This window comes from Sphingopyxis sp. GW821-FHT02C12, assembly GCF_059421785.1.
The window spans coordinates 491,374-506,632 of the sequence record NZ_JBWKVQ010000001.1 but is presented as its reverse complement, the minus strand read 5'-3'; the positions used below and the strand labels follow the sequence as shown (position 1 = coordinate 506,632).

15 protein-coding genes and 1 tRNA gene are annotated in these 15,259 nt (G+C 66.1%); 4 read left to right on the top strand and 12 right to left on the bottom strand.

All coding sequences use genetic code 11. The features are described 5' to 3' along the window. Nucleotides 1-42: 42 nt before the first annotated feature. Both AC07U1_RS02410 and AC07U1_RS02405 read right to left on the bottom strand, forming a co-directional pair. Nucleotides 43-588, bottom strand: a complete 546-nt coding sequence (locus tag AC07U1_RS02410) for a hypothetical protein (RefSeq protein WP_495178831.1) — start codon at nt 586-588, stop codon at nt 43-45. Nucleotides 589-596: 8 nt separating this feature from the next. Then, nucleotides 597-1,730: a hypothetical protein gene (locus AC07U1_RS02405; RefSeq protein ID WP_495178830.1), complete on the bottom strand. Its 1,134-nt coding sequence runs from the start codon at nt 1,728-1,730 to the stop codon at nt 597-599. Nucleotides 1,731-1,865: 135 nt separating this feature from the next. On the opposite strand from AC07U1_RS02405, the gene AC07U1_RS02400 reads away from it, so the two are divergent. Beyond that, the gene (locus AC07U1_RS02400) at nt 1,866-2,900 is read left to right on the top strand and encodes a MarR family transcriptional regulator (protein WP_495178829.1); all 1,035 of its coding nucleotides are present in this window, start codon (nt 1,866-1,868) and stop codon (nt 2,898-2,900) included. Here the strand turns inward: AC07U1_RS02400 and AC07U1_RS02395 are convergent. Then, nucleotides 2,876-4,126 carry a hypothetical protein gene (locus AC07U1_RS02395; protein ID WP_495178828.1) on the bottom strand — a complete coding sequence of 417 codons (1,251 nt, stop codon included), beginning with the start codon at nt 4,124-4,126 and terminating at the stop codon, nt 2,876-2,878. The two genes, AC07U1_RS02400 and AC07U1_RS02395, sit on opposite strands and share 25 nt — an antisense overlap. A 160-nt stretch (nt 4,127-4,286) precedes the next feature. Between AC07U1_RS02395 and AC07U1_RS02390 the strand changes: the two genes are divergently transcribed. Further along, nucleotides 4,287-4,362, top strand: a tRNA-Val gene (locus AC07U1_RS02390). A gap of 93 nt (nt 4,363-4,455) precedes the next feature. Here AC07U1_RS02390 and AC07U1_RS02385 read toward each other — a convergent pair. Then, nucleotides 4,456-5,427 (bottom strand): quinone oxidoreductase family protein, encoded by a 972-nt coding sequence (locus tag AC07U1_RS02385; protein ID WP_495178827.1) that lies wholly within the window; start codon nt 5,425-5,427, stop codon nt 4,456-4,458. Nucleotides 5,428-5,496: 69 nt separating this feature from the next. Beyond that, on the bottom strand, nt 5,497-7,236 hold the full coding sequence (locus AC07U1_RS02380) for an N-acyl-D-amino-acid deacylase family protein (RefSeq protein ID WP_495197631.1): 1,740 nt from the start codon (nt 7,234-7,236) through the stop codon (nt 5,497-5,499). A gap of 87 nt (nt 7,237-7,323) precedes the next feature. Here AC07U1_RS02380 and AC07U1_RS02375 point away from each other — a divergent pair, with 87 nt between their 5' ends. Further along, a complete protein-coding gene (locus AC07U1_RS02375; protein ID WP_495178825.1) occupies nt 7,324-8,004 on the top strand; it encodes a Crp/Fnr family transcriptional regulator in 681 nt (226 codons plus the stop codon). Nucleotides 8,005-8,016: 12 nt separating this feature from the next. On the opposite strand, the gene AC07U1_RS02370 is transcribed toward AC07U1_RS02375, so the two are convergent. From AC07U1_RS02370 to AC07U1_RS02355, 4 genes are read right to left on the bottom strand one after another with little or no spacing between them, the layout of a single operon-like run. Continuing rightward, nucleotides 8,017-9,201 (bottom strand): DUF1214 domain-containing protein, encoded by a 1,185-nt coding sequence (locus tag AC07U1_RS02370; protein WP_495178824.1) that lies wholly within the window; start codon nt 9,199-9,201, stop codon nt 8,017-8,019. Between the two features lie 17 nt (nt 9,202-9,218). Continuing rightward, nucleotides 9,219-9,704 (bottom strand): VOC family protein, encoded by a 486-nt coding sequence (locus tag AC07U1_RS02365; protein ID WP_056344268.1) that lies wholly within the window; start codon nt 9,702-9,704, stop codon nt 9,219-9,221. Nucleotide 9,705: 1 nt separating this feature from the next. Beyond that, on the bottom strand, nt 9,706-10,863 hold the full coding sequence (locus tag AC07U1_RS02360) for a sulfotransferase family protein (protein WP_495178823.1): 1,158 nt from the start codon (nt 10,861-10,863) through the stop codon (nt 9,706-9,708). After that, nucleotides 10,860-11,876: an alcohol dehydrogenase catalytic domain-containing protein gene (locus AC07U1_RS02355; protein ID WP_495178822.1), complete on the bottom strand. Its 1,017-nt coding sequence runs from the start codon at nt 11,874-11,876 to the stop codon at nt 10,860-10,862. Before AC07U1_RS02355 ends, AC07U1_RS02360 begins: the two co-directional genes overlap by 4 nt. A gap of 84 nt (nt 11,877-11,960) precedes the next feature. Here AC07U1_RS02355 and AC07U1_RS02350 point away from each other — a divergent pair, with 84 nt between their 5' ends. Then, complete coding sequence (locus AC07U1_RS02350) at nt 11,961-13,052, top strand: helix-turn-helix transcriptional regulator (RefSeq protein ID WP_495178821.1); 1,092 nt, start codon at nt 11,961-11,963, stop codon at nt 13,050-13,052. A gap of 157 nt (nt 13,053-13,209) precedes the next feature. Here AC07U1_RS02350 and AC07U1_RS02345 read toward each other — a convergent pair whose 3' ends face one another. From AC07U1_RS02345 to AC07U1_RS02335, 3 genes are read right to left on the bottom strand one after another with little or no spacing between them, the layout of a single operon-like run. Then, nucleotides 13,210-13,728, bottom strand: a complete 519-nt coding sequence (locus AC07U1_RS02345) for an AAA family ATPase (protein WP_495178820.1) — start codon at nt 13,726-13,728, stop codon at nt 13,210-13,212. Next, a complete protein-coding gene (pnuC, locus tag AC07U1_RS02340) occupies nt 13,725-14,291 on the bottom strand; it encodes a nicotinamide riboside transporter PnuC (RefSeq protein ID WP_495178819.1) in 567 nt (188 codons plus the stop codon). The genes AC07U1_RS02345 and pnuC overlap by 4 nt, the downstream gene beginning before the upstream one ends. Beyond that, the gene (locus AC07U1_RS02335; protein ID WP_495178818.1) at nt 14,288-15,235 is read right to left on the bottom strand and encodes a phytoene/squalene synthase family protein; all 948 of its coding nucleotides are present in this window, start codon (nt 15,233-15,235) and stop codon (nt 14,288-14,290) included. Before AC07U1_RS02335 ends, pnuC begins: the two co-directional genes overlap by 4 nt. Nucleotides 15,236-15,259 lie beyond the last annotated feature (24 nt).

The window sequence follows — 15,259 nt, the reverse complement described above, 5'->3', positions numbered from 1 at the left end:
GATCTAACTTACCGGACTCCATGGCTTGCTTGAGCGTGATCATCACTGAGTGATCCTTGATTGAGCCGATGAAATAAGCTTTCGCCGCTGCGATAATAGGCTGAGCGATTGCTCCCAGAGTTGAGAAGCCGTCTCAACGTTCTCTTCGTCCAAAGCGTCAACGGTGAACCTCAGTTTACCCAGACCCGTGATGTAAGCTTTGGACGAACTCCCCAGAGCCTTTTCATTGGCCAACGAGTCAGAGATATGCCGGGAGAGGGCGGCGCGCATCTTGGCTTTCGATTCTTCCAATCCCCTCCCGTCAATTATGGCGTCACTGAGCGCGCTGAACGCCGTATCAAGATCGCCGCCGCTGTTGCGGAACGATTGAAGATCAGAGAAAGTCTGCTGCTGCACAGCCAATTCTGAGTTGGCCTTCTGGTTATAATAATATGAAAGATACGCCGTGGCTGCCGCCGTGATTAACATCGGCACAAACCACGCACTCATAGCCTTGAGGTAATCCAGAAGCTTAGCGCCAGGCACAGCTCCCCACTGGCGGAATCGCCGCCAAGCGGTCATGGGTACGGGGGCCGGAACTGACGCCATTTCATCCCCTATTTAGTCTTTTTGGAGGGCTTTTTCAATCGCGCTGGAGATCGGACCGTAGCATCCGTTTCAACGCGAGCCCGCACCTTGCAGAAAGTTTTGTAGCGGTTGATCCCAAAGCCTTCGGCAGCCGCCGCAACGTCTGGGGGAACCTCAATCTTGCACTTGTTTCCAGCAGTCCCGACCTGACGCGCCTCGACTTCGACGCTTTGAAGTTGCTGAGTGTCTTTGCCTTCGGCTGACCCGGAAAAAATGACGGCGGCGGTCCATGCTAGCGGTCCGATCGTTCTCAAAACTACACTGATCGGAGAGTTTCTATGAAGCTCGATGGTGGCCGAGCTTTCGTCAGATACCGCGAGTTCGTAAAACCCCTCGCCGGATGTTTCGTTCTCTTTCGACAGGTCATGAACTACCGCTAATCCGTTGAAAAGAACGCCGATATTGGCGTAATCTTGAGCAGTGAACTGTTCCTTGATAGAATCAAATTTCGCTACGTAAATATCATTGAATGTGAAAGTCCCATACGCGCCAAGATAGATTTCTTCGCGAAATTGGTCCTTTATCAAGTGGAAGGCGGTCGGAGAATGAATAGAGCTGACAAGCTCCTTGGATAGACGCCGACGTTCCAGCAGGGCTAGCCACCGAACACGGCGACCGAACGCAGAGTATTTTTCCTCGTCGCTGGTATATTCGATTTTCCGAACGTCTCCGGCAGCGCTGTCGATTTCCCCGACTGCAATCTGACTGCCATACCCCTCGCCCAGCGGGACTAGCACAAGGTCGCCGCGCTTCGCCTCGAAGAATAAATTTTTGAGGTAGCCCAGCCTCTTTTTATCCTGTTCACTACCTCGACGAGCTTTGCGCTTCTTACCGTGAAGCGCGCTTTCCCGAAGCATCCGATCCATCGAAATGACTTTGAGCAAATCTTCATCTTGCCAGCCCGAAGGCTCGCCGGGCAACGATTCAAGACCGTGGATATCCAGAAAGGCAAAGCTTGCCTCGCGCATTGCTTTGGCGAGCCGGTAGGTCTTTCCCGGGAACAGTTTAAAAATGGAGTGGTTCGACGGGATAGCGACCCCGTCGAACTCAAACTCCAGCGGCGGATCACTGAACAGGTCCGCATTACCGATTTTTTGAGCCATCCCACCCCTCCGTATTGGAGCGGAACCTAGCTATGGCGCGAGCAGAGTCAATCTACGTATGGGAAGGGGATAATTCCCCATTTTGACGACATAAGGACGCCAAGGCGGAGACACGGCGAGGAAAGGGGCGGCACGATGGACCATAGGATCGACACGGACCCGCGGATATCGGCCTTGCCGCCGGTTCGCTTCGACTCACTTGCCCCGCCGCGGTGGGATGCGCCCGCCGATGCCGACGTCGGCCCGGCGGCGGTGCTTTTCGTCGGGCCGCGGGCGATCGGCGCCGATCTGACGCGCACCGGGCGGGCGCGGGTGGTCGACCATATCCCGCCGACCCGGATTGCCGCCCATCTGCGCACCATGGCGCTGCCCGATATCGTCTGGCTGATCGACGCCGAGACGATCGAAAGCGAGACGCTCGCCGAAATTTGCGATGCGGTGCTCGCGATGGAATGCGCTTTGGTGTGCGAAACCGCGCTCGGCGCGCTCGACCGCGTCGCGGCGATGGTCCCGGCGTCGATCCGCACCGAATGGCTGGTCGATGCCGATGCCGCCGACCGCCTCGTCGCGCTCGCCGCGGCCTCGCGGTCGCTGTGCATGGCGGTCCATGACATCGCGCGCGACGAGGCGATGGAACGGATCGACCGGTTGCAGGACGAGGTCGCGCGCATCGCGCGGCTGCTCGGCGACCTGTCGGGCCAGCGCGGCCTCGCCGGCACGCCGCCCGCGCTGGCGCCGCGCGAAGAGAATTTTGGCGAGTCCGGCGGCCTCGTCCGTTCGCCGGCGCGCGATTACGCCGCAGGCCCGCGCAGCTTCGAACCCGAGGAACGCACCGTGCATCGCCAGCGCGCCAAAGCGGTGCGCCGGATGCTGCGCCAGCGCCGGATGCGCGAACAATATTTCCCCGCCGACCTGTTCGCCGATCCGGCGTGGGACATGCTGCTCGACCTGTACGCCGCGCGGCTCGAACGCCAGCCGGTGTCGGTATCGAGCCTGTGCATCGCCGCCGCGGTCCCCGCGACGACCGCGCTGCGCTGGATCAAGACGATGACCGACGCCGGGCTGTTCGTGCGCGAGGCCGATCCGCAAGATGGCCGCCGCATCTTCATCGGGCTTGCCGACGCCGCCTTCGATGCGCTGGCGCGTTATTTCGAGGCGCTGGAGGAATAGGCCTCGGCCTGCGCGATCGCTTCGGCGCATGTCTGCGGCGGGGCCGGCCGCGCCGCGGGCGGTGGACCGGGGACCGACGATTTTATAGGCGGCGCATGGCCCACCCGCCTGGACAGCGCCTTCAGCTCGTCGCAAGGCCAGCCGCCCGGTTCGGTCGACGTCAGCAGATCGTCCAGTTCGCGGCGGGCGCGGCCGGTGTCGCCGGCGCCGTCGAGCGCATCGACGAGGCAGGTTTTCGCGCCGAAGCTGCGCCGCTCGCGCGGGATGTCGCTCACCGCCGCGGCTGCGGCGTCATAGCGCCGCTCTTCGACGAGCGCGGCGCAGGCGTGGCCCGCCTCGAACCGCCCGGTGCTCGCCTTCAGATTTTTTTCGAGGAAGGCGGCATAGTCGGCCCGCCCGGCCTGGCGGAACATCTCGGCCGCCTGCGCATAGGCGCGTTCGCCGCCGCGATAGTCGCCCGCCGCGAAGCGCGACTGGCCCTGAAATTCCAGCATCTCGGCGTGCAGATATTTGCTGCCCGTCGCCTCGATACGATCGACGCCTCGCTGATAGAGTTTCGCGCTCGCGTCATAATCCTGCCGCTCGTCGAGCATCTGGCCGTAAAACTGGGTCGCATAAGCGATTTTCGTCGCATCGCCAACCGCCTCGGCGGCGCGGACCGCCAGCGGGTACCAGCGCTCGACCGACGCCAGGTTGCCGGCCGATACCGAGACTTTGAGCGCCATATACGCCATTTCGGATTTGGCCTTCGGCTGCTTCGCCCGGCGATAGACGGCCTCGAAATCGGCGAGCGCAAGGCCATATTGTTTTCGCTGCGCGAACAGCAGGCCGCGGTCGGCGCGAAAGATCGTCTCGCGATCGACATGGCCCGTTCGGGTCGCGCCCTCGATCGCCTCGTCCCAGTTTTGCAGCGCGCGTTCGCCCTGGCGGTCGAGCGCCAGCGCGCGCGCCAGATAGCCCTGTGCCGACCAGCGGTCCGCCTCGGCCATGCGCCCGGCCGCGGCCTCCAGCGCCGCGATCGCGGGCAGCGCCTTGCGCTCGGCGAGCAGCGCCAGGCCTTCGCACAATTGGGGATCCTCGCTCGCCGCCCGCGGCGCGGTGCGGATCGCGTCGGCGCCGGCATGGCGATCGGCCTCGGCGAGGCACCCGGTCGCGACCGGCGCCTTCTTGGGCGCGCAGCCGGTCGCCGCCAGCATGGCCGCGCCGACAAGCAGCAGGGCCTTCATCCTCGCGCCGTTCGACATATTCGCCCCCATCCCGCCAAAGGACGGACGCTAGGGAGAGAAGGATTATTTTCCGTTTATGCACAAAGGCGCCTCGCGCTACCTCCGCTCGGCCGCTTGCCAGCGACGGCGGCTTATGGCAGGGGCGCGCTTCTCCGAAAGGGGGCGCTTAGCTCAGTTGGTAGAGCATCTCGTTTACACCGAGAGGGTCGGCGGTTCGAGCCCGTCAGCGCCCACCACACAGCCATCGGCAAAAACGATCGAGCCTAGTCCGCATTGTACGGCGTTTCGGACATTGGCGATCGTATCGCCGCCGCCTGTTTGCCCGAAGGTCAGGGGATGAGGACAAAGGGCCCCGCGGCCCGGTCCTCCAATGCGCGATGCGCCAGCGCCGCGTCGGTCAGCGGATAGGCGATACCGCGTTCGGCTTTCAGAATCCCCGTTTCGATCGCGCCGAAAAACATGGCGGCGATTGCGTGGAGCGTTTCGGGGGTGCGGATATGGTGCGCATAGGCCGGGCGTGAGATCGTCAGGCCTTTCATCGCCAGCCGCGAGATGTCGAACGGGGCGACGGGTCCGGACGCCTGGCCATAGTTGACGAGGTGGCCAAGCAGGCCCAGCGATTTCAGCGACCCGTCGAACGTGTCGCGTCCGACCGCGTCATAGACGATATCGACGCCGGCGCCGCGGGTCAGGTCGAGCACGCGCTCGGCGACATCCTCCTCGCGATAGAGAATGACCTCATCGCAGCCATAAGCCCGCGCGGCGGTCGCCTTTTCGCGCGACCCCGTCGTACCGATGACCCGCGCGCCGATATGCGAGGCCCATTGCACGAGGAGGCGCCCGACACCCCCGGCGGCGGCGTGGACGAGGATCGTATCGCCCGCCCGCACCTGCCGGACGCGGTGCAGCAGAACGGCGGCGGTCAGCCCCTTGAGAAACATCGTGCCCGCGACCCGATCCTCGATCGGCGCGGGCAGGCGCACACACAGGTCGGCGCGTATATTGCGTTCATCGGCATAGGCGCCGTAGGAGGAATCGATATACGCCACCCGGTCGCCAACCGAAAATCCCCGCGCCGCTTGCCCGACCGCTTCCACAGTGCCCACGGCCTCGAGACCGGGTATGCCGGGAAGAGCGAGCGTCTTGTAGGCGCCCGACCGCACATAGATGTCGTGAAAATTCACCCCGATGGCGGTCTGGCGAAGCCGCAGTTCGCCCGGCCCCAATGCCGCAAGCTCGGCCGGCTCGGCGCGCAGCGCCGCCGGGTCGCCATATTGTCTAAGCATGATCGCCTGCGCCATCCGCCATCCTTTTCGATCGGTTGAAGCCCCGCCTGTCGATCGGCGCTGCGGGGCTTTGGCGCTGTTCTGTTACGCCGCCAGCGGGCGGGCGCCGCGCACCAGCCGTCCCGGCACGGCGCCGGTGTGCCGGCCGTGCCGATAGGTCACCACACCCGAAACGATGGTCGCGTCATAGCCATCGGCCAATTGCCGCAACCGCCGGCCGCCCGCCGGCAGATCGTTCACGACCGAGGGGTTGTGGAGGCGCAGCGCGTCGAAATCGATGATGTTGATATCGGCCTTGGCCCCCACCGTCAGCCGGCCCCGGTCGCCAAGCCCGACCATATCGGCGGGTTCGCTGGTCAGCGCGGCGATCGCCGTTTCGAGCGGGATGCGCTGGTCGGGGTGGGCATCGGCGGCCCAGCGTTTGAGGAAGAAGGTGGGAAAGCTGGCGTCGCAGATCATGCCATAATGCGCGCCGCCGTCGGCGAGGCCGACGACCGTGCCCGGATGCGCCAGCATGGCGTGCACCGCGTCGAGGTTTCCGTCGCGATAATTGGCGCCCGGCTGGTACAACAGCGCCTTGCCGTCCTGCTCGAGCAGCAAATCATAGGCATGCTCCTCGGCCGTGATACCGAGCGCCGCGGCGCGGGTATCGATGCGGTCGGCGAGGTCGGGTTCGTAATCGGGCGCCGCACCCATCGGATAGGCATAGCGGAACGCCTGCACCGTCTTCACCGATACCGGGTTGCTGTCCTCGGGCCGTTCGGACAGCAGTTGCGCCCGGAACGCCGGATCGCGCATCGCCGCGACCTTGTCCGCCAGCGGCCGGTCGAGCAGCGGCCTGAAGCTGGGATGGAGCGAAAAGGGGTGGAAGCTGAGATCGAGCCCATAGAGCATCCCCACCGGCCGCGGCGCGACCTGGGCGCAGATCGGCAGTCCGTCGCTTCGCGCCGCCGACAGCCCGTCGAGCGACACGCGCCATTCGTCGGGGTCGCCCGTCGGCATCTGGAGCAGCGAATAGGATAGCGGCCGGCCCGATGCCTCGGCGAGCCGGCGCATCAGCGCGAACTCGTCGGCCGCGGGTCCCATGACGCGCGGGATGATCTGGTACACGCCGTCGCCCGCGTCGCGCAGGCCGTTCGCGAGCGCGATCAGCTCATCCTCTTCGGAATGGAGGCTGGGGGCCAACTCCCCCGCCTTCGTGCGGTGCATCAGGTTGCGCGAGGTGCTGACCCCCAGCGCCCCAGCATGGATCGCCTCGGTCGTCAGCGCGCGCATCTGCGCCAGATCCTCGGCGGTCGGCGGCTCATGATCGGCCGCGCGTTCGCCCATCACGAAAACGCGCAGCGCCGAATGCGGCAGTTGCGCGGCGATATCGATGTCGAGTTCGCGGGTATCAAGGACGTCGAGATATTCGGGAAAGGTTTCCCAGTTCCACGGCAGGCCCTCGGTCATCACGACCTCGGGAACATCCTCCACCCCCTCCATCACCGCGACGAGCATGTCGCGCTGGTGGGGTTTGCAGGGTGCGAAGCCGACGCCGCAATTGCCCATGACAGCGGTGGTCACGCCATGGTTGGACGAGGGCGCGAGGCGGTTTTCCCAAAGCGCCTGCCCGTCATAATGGGTGTGGACATCGACGAAGCCCGGGGTGACGATTCGCCCCGCCGCCTCGATCTCTTCGCGCCCCTTGCCCTCGATCTGGCCGATCGCGACGATGCGCCCGTCCTTGACCGCAAGGTCCGCCGCCTCGCCGCGATGGCCGAGTCCGTCGAATATCGTTCCGCCGCGAATCACCAGGTCATAATCGGCCATCTTGGTTCCCATCCTGCTTGTCGCCCGACGATAGCAACGCGCCGCGAAGAAAAATGTCGCCTTGTTGACAATCTGCGGCGCGCGATCCAGCGTCGCGACATGGCATCCGATCTGGCCGACATTCTTGCCGCCGACAGCTGGTTCGGGGGCCTGCCGGCCGAGCAGCGCCACGGGTTGCAGGCGCGGGCGCGGGCGCACGACTTGCGCGATGGCGTCCACATCTATCGCATCGGCGACCCGCCGAACGGATTGCATGTCGTGGTCGAGGGTCAGGTGCGGCTGGTCAGCTATCCGGCGGCGGGGCAGGAACTGGTCAACATGATCGTCAAACCCGGCCGCTGGTTCGGCGAGCTTTCTGTGATCGACGGCAAGGAGCGGCCGCACGACGCGATCGCGGCGGGCGCCGTACGCCTGTTGACGGTGCCGATGGCCGCGATCGCCGAGCTGACGGCAGCGATGCCCGACCTGTGGCGCGGCTTGGCGCTGCTCAACTGCGCGCACCACCGGCTCGGCATGCGCGAGGCGGGGCGTGTCCGCGCGCTGCCGGCGCTCGCCCGGCTCGCGGTCTTTCTGGCTGGTGGCGCCAGCAGCGCACCCGATCGTCCGCTCCGCGCGACGCAGGACGATCTGGCGCGGATCGTCGGGGTGTCGCGCCAGCATATGAACGGGCTGCTGCGCCTGCTCGCGGACCGCGGGCTAATCTCGACGGGCTATGGCGGCGTCACAATCGGCGACCGCGCGGAGCTTCTCACGCTGGCCGATCGGGAGGAACTGGGCTGAGCCGGCACACGATCACCATTTGCGCCGCCATTGCGCGCCGCGGAAGCGGGCGCGCAGGCTTTCGCGGCGCGCTTCATGGCCGACCAGCGGGGTATCGGCGGGAAGATGATCGCGCAGGTCGGCCAGTTTGACGCGTTTCAGCCGCGGGGTCGGCGCCGAACTCGCCTGATACCAGCGGCCCTGCACGACGCCCTTGTACCGGCCCGCGGTGTCGAGCCAGTTGGGAACCCCGGGATCGTCGACCGATATGACCGCGCGGAACAGCCCGTCGGTGTCGCGCTGCGCCTGAAAGCCGTTGAGGCTCGACTGGCATTTGTCCCAGTCGATGGTGTTGAACAATTGATCGGCGAGCAGGACCGACCAATAGCGCACCTGGTCGGGCACTTCGGTTTCGAGGATCAGCGCCTCGCCTTCGGAAAATTCGAACAATCCTTCATAATAGGTCTGCTCGGCCAGCCCGCCGATATCGGACCATGTGTTGAGGACAACGCTGTTCACCGGATGCTGGCTCAGCGTCTTGACGAAGTGGACGAACAGCTGGGCATAGCGTTCGGGAAAGCCCGCGAGGCGTTCCATCCGGTACGCGACCTCGTCGATCGTCGGGCGGCTGAATCCGCCAGCATCGTCGAGCCGCTCGATCGCGATGCGGCTGTCGACCTCATTCTCCCAGTCGTAGCTCGCCTCGCGGATGCCGATCGTGCGCGCGTTCGCCGGGAGTTCGTACCAGTCGCCGTCGTAGTTCGCGGGGCGCTCGGCGCTGAGGATCACCGAGAAGCGGCCATCCGCGTCGAGCGTCAGCGTGTCGGCATCGATATGCCCGACCGACGGTCCCGGCTTGTCGTCGACCCCGATATAGCCTGATCCGATGCCGATATGGACGAACAAGGTCGTGCCGCGCCAGCCCGACAGGCGATAGCGGCCATGGCCCTCGACGAAGGTCGATCGATACATATAGTCGGGATTGGGCGCCGCCGATTTGATGACCGGATTGAGGAAGGTGTAGAATCCGGGGACGCGCGCGTCCTGCGCCATGATCGGCGCATAGCCCTGCGACAGGCTCATCGCCATCTGCTGGATCGCCTCCTGCTTCAGCCAGGGATCGCTGGGGTCGATCATATGTTCGAGGCTGCGATCGATGCCGGAAATCAGGTCGATGAAGCGTGCCCATTCCATCGGGACGGCGGGTCCGGTCGTCATTACGTTCTTCCTCCCGGTCAATTGCGCGGAATGCGCGCGAAGAATTGCTCGCCCGCGGGCTTGAGGTGGATGAGTTCGTAATAGTGGCCGAGCAGTGCGGTGGTGTCGGCGTAGTGATAGTCGAGCGCGTCGCCGAAGCTGCCGGCGACCGCGGTCGGATAACCCGCCGCGCCGAGCTGCGCGATCGCCGCCCGGAAATCGGCGTCGCTATGGACGAGAAAGCCGAGATGGTGGAGGCGGACGCCGTCCTCCGCATCCGGGATCCAGTCGCGATAGATCGACTCGCTCGCCGGGTCGGGCTCGATCAACTCGATCATCATGTCGCCGACGAAGCTGTTGCCGATGAAACGGGTGGCGTGGCCGGGTCCCATCAGCGCGGTCATGTCCATGACATCCCATTCGATGATCCCGAACTCGCGCGCGAGCCGCGCGCGCGCGGCGTCGAGATTGCGCACGACATAGGCGATCTGGAAATGCTGTTTGAAGAGGACGGGGATGCTCATCTCAGGCTCCTGCGGTGGCGGGGTGCTTCAGGTCGAAGCGCGCGATGTAATCGGTAAACAGCGGCGTCACCGCGCTGGACTCGACCGGGGTGTAGCGGTGCGTCGAACGGGCTTCGGGCGGGTTGGCGGCCGCCCAGCCGCGAAAGCGGGTCTCGGCGTCCGGCGACAGCGGAAGGCCGAATTTGCCATAGATGCGCCGGACGACGTCCATCGGATCGGTCCGGATATCTTCCTGCCGAATGTGGATGAAGCGGTCGGGCGCGCGGTCCGCGGCGGCCATGCTGCGCCGGGCGCCCTCCGCCCAGAAACCTGCCTCGCGGGCGAGCAGGCGCTCGCGATCGACCGGGGTATCGGTCATCAGGTCGCGAATGCCGCCGAGCAGGCTCATCAGCGAGGCGATCGACGCTGCGGGGTGGCGGTGCGTCTGGACGATGCAGGCGTCGGGAAAGGCCTCCAACAGCGCGTCGATGCCAAAGACATGGCTGGGATTTTTGAGCAGCCAGCGCCGCCGGTCGCCGAGGCCGACCAGCTTCAGCACCTCCTTGTAACGCAGAAAGGAAGGGATCTCGTCGGCGGCGCGGAACCAGGCGTCATAGGCGGGCGCGTCGATGTTGGAGGCGAACCAGTTGCAGACAAAGCTTTGCGCCATCGGCATCAGGCATTCGTCGACCTCGCCGGCTTCGGTCGAGTGGGCGGCCATGATCTTTGGGGCCATCGCGCGCATCGCGGCGATGCGCGCGACGCTGGCCCGATAGGCGGGGTGCGCGTCCCATTCAGCGCGCGGGGGGCGAACCATCGGGTTGCCCGTCAGCCAGCGCTCGAAACCCTGAAACTGCGGGTCCATGCTGAGCAACTGGTGCAGCGCGGTCGTCCCGGTACGCGGCAGGCCGATGACGATCAACGGCCGCTCGATCGGCTCGGCGGCATAGGCCGGATTCGCTGCCCAGCCCGCCTGCGTCACCAGCCGGCCGGTGAGCGCTCCGGTAATCACCCCGGTCGCGGAGGCTTCGGTCGCGGGACCCGCGGGCGGATGTTCGTCGATCGCGTCGAGCAGGACGCGCATGGCTTCATGATAGGCCGTGTCGCCGAAATCATCATATCCCGTCGCGATCGTCGCGCCTTCGTGCAGCGCGTCGAAGCGGTCTTTCCAGCGCGTCATCGGCCAAGCCACGGATCGATGAGGAGCTTGCCGCCGCCGCCGGTCCCGGCGCGCAGGCGTTCGAAGGCGGCGGGGGCGTCGGCGAGCGCCACCGTCTCGGTCACCATCGCCCGCGCGCGGTCGCCGTCGGCATCGAGCGCCGCGGCGCATTCGGCATAATCCTCGCGCGTGTAGATCAGCGAGAAGCGCAGGTTGACGTCCTTCATCAGCGCCATGCCCGGCACGAACTGGTCGGGCACCATGCAGAAACCGAGCGAGACGATGCGGCCTTGCGGCCGGACCAGCGCGATCGCGCGGGCGATCGTTCCCGGCACCCCGGCGCATTCGAAGACGATGTCGGGCTTGCCGCCGAGTGCGGCGGCGATGTCCTGCGGCGCGGTGTCGCCTTCGAGGATGAACCGCTCGGCGCCCATCGCTTCGGCGAGCGCCCGGCGCCGGTCGCTGCTCGCGAGCAGCGCCACCGATCGTACCCCCGCACGGTGCAGCCAGAACAGCACCGCGAGGCCGATCGGCCCCGGACCGATGATCAGAACGCGATCGTCGGCCTTGGGGGCGGCGAGCCGGACCGCGCGGCGTCCGACGGCGAAGGGTTCGACCAGCGCGCCGTCGGCGAGCGACATCGTCCGGGGCAGAATCGTCGCGCCGCGCTCGCTGATCCGCGCATAGTCGGCAAGCCCGCCGCCAAAGCCTTTCCAGCGCGAACAGAGCACGTCGATGCCGGTGCGGCAGGCTTCGCATTCGCCGCATCCGACGACGGGCAGCGCCGCGACCCGGTCGCCGACCCGTAGCCGTTCGACGCCGCGGCCGACGGCGACGACCTCCCCGGCATATTCATGACCGAGTTGCGCGCCGGCGGGCAGGGTATAGCCATGGCCGCTCGTCGAATGGAGGTCGGTGCCGCACACGCCGCAGCGCGCGACCCGGATCACCGCCTCACCCTCGCCGGGTTCGGGGTCGGGGATATCCTCGATGCTCAGTGGTTCGCCCACCGCCTTGAACAGCGCCGCTTTCATTTCATTCTCCCGAGTCCATTCTTTCGGCTATATGAGTAGCCTGGATCGGCAAGCGACATTCCCAAATGGGAGGCGGAGAGGATTTTGGACGAGTCACTGGAGGCCTTGTTGCTGTCGATCCAGGCCGGGCCGCTCGAGGCGCCGCCCTGGACGGATTTCGTGCGGCGGCTGCGCGAACAAATCGGCGGCAATTTCGCCAATTTGATCTTCCGCCGCGCCGACGCCGATCCCGCCGGCGGCATCGAGGTGCGCGACGCGCTCGCGCCGCCCGAATGGCTGTGGACGCGGTATCGCGAAAGCTTCGCCAGCCGCGACCCCATCCCCTATTTCGCGATGCGGCCGGGGCGGGTCTATGCCTATGACGAACTCGAAGGTGTCGCCGCCATCGATCATGATGCGTTTCGCGAGGATTTTCTGCGCGCCGCCGATTTCGAGCATTTTCTGATCTTCCGGGTCGTCGAACCGAGCGGTTGCAACATCTGGGTCACGGTGACGCGCAGCGCCGATGAGCCGGCGTTCGGAGCGGCCGACCGGGCGCTGTGCGAACGGCTCGCGCGTGCGCTGGTGCCGGCGCTCGCTTGTTATTCGGCGCTGCTGAGCCGTTCGATCGAGACGCAAATGTATCGCCGCGCAGCGGACCTTTTGTCCTTTGGGGTCATTACGCTCGATTCGGCGGGGCGCATCGTGGCGGTCGACGACGCCGCGCGGCGCTGGGTCGACGAGGCCGGCGTCCTCGCGATCCATGGCGATCGGCCGCACGCGGTGCAGCGCAATGTCGACCTGTCGCAACGCATCGCGGCGGTGATGGAATCGACCGAGGCGGAGGCGATCCATCTGGGCGACGCCGACGGGGTCGACCTGTTGCTCGTCCCGCTCGCCTCGCGCGCCGACGCGGGGCCGCGCGGGGTTTGCATGATGCTCTACCTGTCCGGCCGCCGCCCGTCGCGACGCGACATTTCGGCGCATGTCGCCGCGCTGTTCGGACTCAGCGACACACAGGCGCGGCTGGCGATGCTGCTGGCGAACGGCCGCACATTGGCCGAATCGGCGGCCGAGATCGGCATCACCGAACAGACGGCGCGGACCTATTCGAAGGATATTTACGCCCGCACCGGCACCGCGCGGCAGGGCGAATTGATCCAGCGCATCCTGACCAGCGTCGCGATGCTCGACTGATCGAAAAGGGCTTGCCAAGCAGATAGAGTAATATTAGTTAGATGATTGTAGGTTCATCTGAATCTCCAATCAGGGCAACTCCAATGGGCCGATCCGCAGGGGTCGGCCCTTTTTTGGCGATCATGTTAAAGTCGGCATTCGCGCCATCTCGATGTCGCTAAGGCAAATCCGCCGTCGCTATCGCCGTCAACGCGCTCTGCAGCCGCGTATCGCCTTCGCCCTCGACCCACGCCCAGCGCAACTTGCGCCGCTCGAGTTCGGCGAGCGCGACGTCCATGAACTGCATTCGCGCCAGTTCGCTGCCGAACAGCCGGGTGCCGTCCTCTTCCCACGGCAGGTCCATCGCCGGGACGAGATAGAGGTCGGCGACGTCGGTCCAGGCGTCGATCGCCGGCAGCCGCTCGCCGAGCAGCATCACCGCCCACGCCTGCGTCATCAACGGATCGGTGTCGGAAATCAGCCACGCCGGGCCGGTCGCCAGCGCCGCCTGCGTCGCCGCGACATGGCCGTCGAAGATCGCGAGCAGATCGGCGGCGTCGAGATCGGTGCCGTTCGCCTCGCAATAAGCGCGGCCATATTCGGGCACGACGACCCCGCCGAGCGCCCGGGCAAGGCGCGGTGCGAGCGTCGATTTGCCGGTGCTTTCGGCGCCGTGCAAGCAGATGTGGCGCGTCATGCCGGCGCCTCCTGCGCCGCGGCGCGGCGCCACTGGATCAGCCCGTCGATCGAGAGGCCGAGGAGAATGACATAAACGATGCTCGTCGCGTACAGCCCGCGCCAGGCGAAAAGCGGCACCGCGATCAGGTCGACGAGGATCCACAGCCACCAGCTTTCGACGCGCCGCCGCGCAAGCAGCCATTGCGCGGTGATGCTGAGCATCGCGATCGCCCCGTCGATCCACGGCGCGATCGCGTCGGTATAGCGGTGCATCAGCGAACTCCACACGATCCAGGCGATGATCGTGGCGACGCCCCAGGCCATCCGCGCGTGGTCGGTCATCCAGCCGACGGGCACCCCGCGGTCTTCGCGGGCGCGCATCCACGCCGCCCATCCATAAAGGTTGAGTGCGAAGAAAAAACCCTGCAGCGCCATGTCGCTGTAGAGCCGCGCGTCGTGGAAGACGACCGCATAGACACTGACCGCGGCGAGCGCGAAGGGGTAGTTCCACACGCTGCGCAGCGCGACGAGCGCGACGTTGATCAGCACCAGCGCGGCGGCCAGCCATTCGAGCTGGCTCATGTGGACGTTTCCGCGCGGGGCCGCGTCCACAGCCCGTCGCGGCTGATCCGCCGCTGCGGCGGGCGTCGCAGCACCGACCATCCGGCGCGCGCGACCCAGCCCAGCTTGGCGACGATCGAGGTGCCGGCGCGGTGATCCCAGGCATGGTCGCCGCGCGCGCGAACCTCGCGCGCGATGTCGCCGTAAATGCCGGCGGCGGCGAGCACCGCCCAGCGGCTGCGCGGCGGCAATTTGCGCGCGCCCCAGCGCGCCGACGCTTCATATTCCTCGGCCATTTCGGACAGCCATTTCGCCATCACCGACAGCCGCGCGCGAAAGGCGGGGTGCATATGCTGGCCCGGCGGGATGTCGAGTTCGACCATCCATTCGACCGGCAGATAACAGCGGTCGGCGGCGGCATCCTCGGCGACGTCGCGCGCGATATTGGCGAGCTGAAAGGCGATGCCGAGGTCCGACGCGCGGTCGAGCGTCGTCGCGTCGGCGGGGTCGATCCCCATCACCAGCGCCATCGCGACCCCGACCGCGCCGGCGACATGATAGGAATAGCGCAGCAGATCCTGTTCGCTGCGCGGGCGCCAGTCGGCGGCGTCGAGATCGAAACCGGCGATGATGTCGTCGATGACGGCGCGCGGGATATCGACTTCGGTGAGCAGGTAGCCGAGGCCGTCGAAGGCGGGGTCGCCGGTCGGCTGCCCCGCATAGGCCCGATCGGTCAACTCGCGAATCCGCGCCACCGCCGCCTTGGCATCATGGCCCGCGGTCATCGCGCCGCCATGGTCCTGCCCGTCGGTCAGGTCGTCGGCGGCGCGGCACCAGGCGTAGAGCAGCCACACCCGTTCGCGGGTTTCGCGGTCGAACAACTGGCTCGCGAGCGCGAAGCTTTTCGATCCCCGCGCGATGCTGTCGTGCGCGAAACCGTGGAGGGTTTGGGGGTCGTAGGTCAAATCCCCCTCCCACTTGTGGGAGGG